Source organism: Phenylobacterium sp. (assembly GCF_024508875.1).
Lineage (GTDB): Bacteria > Pseudomonadota > Alphaproteobacteria > Caulobacterales > Caulobacteraceae > Phenylobacterium.
The window spans coordinates 1-2,192 of the sequence record NZ_JANINU010000294.1 but is presented as its reverse complement, the minus strand read 5'-3'; the positions used below and the strand labels follow the sequence as shown (position 1 = coordinate 2,192).

Genomic DNA, 2,192 nt, shown 5'->3' with positions numbered 1-2,192 from the left:
GACTATCGAACTCAAGGGCCGTCGGATCACTCCGGCGGCCCTTTTGCTTGCCTCCATGACTTCTCTGTCATGACCGACATTTAAGCTGCCTCGCCTCGTGTGGCCCTCTAGCTTCCGGCTCAACGCTTTCGACTTGGGAGAGAGGACGATGCGTCTTCAAACGATCCTTCTGGCCGCCGCCGCCGCGCTGTCCGCGGGGGCCGCCCAGGCCGCCTCCGTCGAGATCAAGGACGCGGTGGCCCGCGTCACCGTGGTCCCGGAGAACCGCTCGGACATCAAGGTCGAGGTGATCTCGCCCAATGCGAAGCTGCCGCTCAGCGTGCGCAGCCTGGCCGGCCGCACGATCGTGGACGGCAATCTCGACCGCAAGATCCGCAACTGCCGCGGCTCGGGGGAGCGCGCCTCCGTCGACGTCCGCGACGTCGGCAGCTTCTCGTACGCCGAGATGCCCCAGGTGGTGATCCACACGCCGCGCGACGTGCAGCTCGAAGCCGGCGGGGCCGTGTTCGGCGCCGTGGGGCGTTCGGCCAGCCTCGACCTCGGCAACTCGGGCTGCGGCGACTGGACGGTGGCCAACGTGGAAGGCGAGGCCAAGATCAGCCAGGCCGGCTCGGGCGACACCCGGATGGGCTCGGCCGGCTCGCTCAAGATCCGTGTCGCCGGCTCGGGCGACGTCGCCACGGCCGACGTGAAGAACGGCCTGGACATCAGCATCGCCGGCTCGGGCTCGGCGCACGTGCGTTCGGCCTCTGGCCCCCTGGAGATCTCGGTGGCCGGGTCGGGCGATGTGGACATCGGTTCCGGCCAGGCCAGCGCCATGAAGGTCGCGATCGCGGGATCGGGCGACGTGGACTTCGGCGGCTCTGCCGACAGCCTCAAGGCCCGGATCGCGGGCTCGGGCGACGTGACCGCCGCCGAGGTCCGGGGCGAGGTCTCCAAGACCATCATGGGGTCGGGCTCGGTCCGCATCGGCCGCTGATCCCATGCGGGCTCTCATCCTGGGGCTCGTTCTCCTGACCGCCGGCTGCGACGACGCCCCCTCCCGGGACCTGGCCCGCCAGGAAACCCGCGAGCCGGTTTGGCGGCTCACGGGCCTTGCGGACCCGGAGAGCGTGGCGCTCGCCGCCGACGGCCGCACCCTCTACGTCGCCAACGTCGCGGGGGAGGGGGACGTGAAGGACGGCAACGGCTTCGTCAGCCGGGTGTCGATCGGCGGCAAGATGCTGCAGCGCGCCTGGGTGACGGGGCTCGACGCGCCGAAGGGAGCCGTGGTCTCCGGCGGCAAGCTCTACGTCTCCGACATCGACAATCTCGTGGAGATCGACACCGCCGCGGGAAAGATCGTCGCGCGCTATCCGGCGCCGGGCGCGACCTTCCTGAACGACGTGGGCGTGGCGCCGGACGGAACCGTGCTGGTCGCCGACTCCGGGACGGGGCGCATCTTTGCGCTGCAGGGCGGGGCGATGGTCGTCTGGTCCGCCGACCCGCTGCTGAAATCGGTGAACGGCCTGCTGCCCGAGGCCGAGCGCCTGCTGGTCACCACCATGGAAGGCAAGCTGCTCGCCATCGACTATCGGACCCGCGCCTCCAAGGTGCTCGCCGACGGCCTAGGCCTGGCCGACGGCATCGCCCGCGCCGACGGTGACAACTACTTCGTCAGCGAATGGCCGGGCCGGCTCTTCTACGTCAGGCCGGGCGGCAAGGCGGCCACGGTGATGGATACGCGTGCAGGCGGCGTCTACATCAACGACTTCATCCGGGTGGGCGACCTGCTGATCGCGCCCAACTGGAAGCCGGGCGCGCTGACGGCCTACCGGATGGTGACCATGATGCTCACCGATGCTGGCGGCGCGGCGGAGGCCGACCTGCCGGCGCACCTGCAGCGTGCGCTGCTCTGACGGAGAAGCAGGCCGGCCCCCTTGACGGGGCCGAGTCGCATAGGTATTACCGCGGCTCCTGTTGGACCGGCTGTGTGCTTCGGCACAGACGCGGACCGCGGAACGGCTCGAGACAGTGCTTTCACAAAGCGTTTCGGGAGTAGGCCCTCGCGGGACCGCGCGGGCCTAAGTCGTTTGTGCGGACTATCGCGTACGAGCTCTCGCAAGAGAATTCGGGCTGGTCTTTGAAATGGTCAAGGTCACGCGGGCGCCCGCCGTCTGTAGGGAAACGTAAGAGCGAAATGGCTCAAAACA

At 69.1% G+C, this 2,192-nt stretch carries 2 protein-coding genes; both read left to right on the top strand.

Annotation, left to right across the window (positions count from 1 at the left end; all coding sequences use genetic code 11):
* Positions 1 to 148 precede the first annotated feature (148 nt).
* The gene (locus tag Q0L11_RS19530) at positions 149 to 979 is read left to right on the top strand and encodes a DUF2807 domain-containing protein (RefSeq protein WP_296599462.1); all 831 of its coding nucleotides are present in this window, start codon (positions 149 to 151) and stop codon (positions 977 to 979) included.
* Positions 980 to 983: 4 nt separating this feature from the next.
* Positions 984 to 1,898, top strand: a complete 915-nt coding sequence (locus Q0L11_RS19525) for a hypothetical protein (RefSeq protein ID WP_296599461.1) — start codon at positions 984 to 986, stop codon at positions 1,896 to 1,898.
* Positions 1,899 to 2,192: the final 294 nt, after the last annotated feature.

Bases quoted from the DNA above. Each gene is read 5' to 3' on its own strand.
- Q0L11_RS19530 (WP_296599462.1), top strand. From the start codon at position 149: ATGCGTCTTCAAACGATCCTTCTGGCCGCCGCCGCCGCGCTGTCCGCG.
- Q0L11_RS19525 (WP_296599461.1), top strand. From the start codon at position 984: ATGCGGGCTCTCATCCTGGGGCTCGTTCTCCTGACCGCCGGCTGCGAC.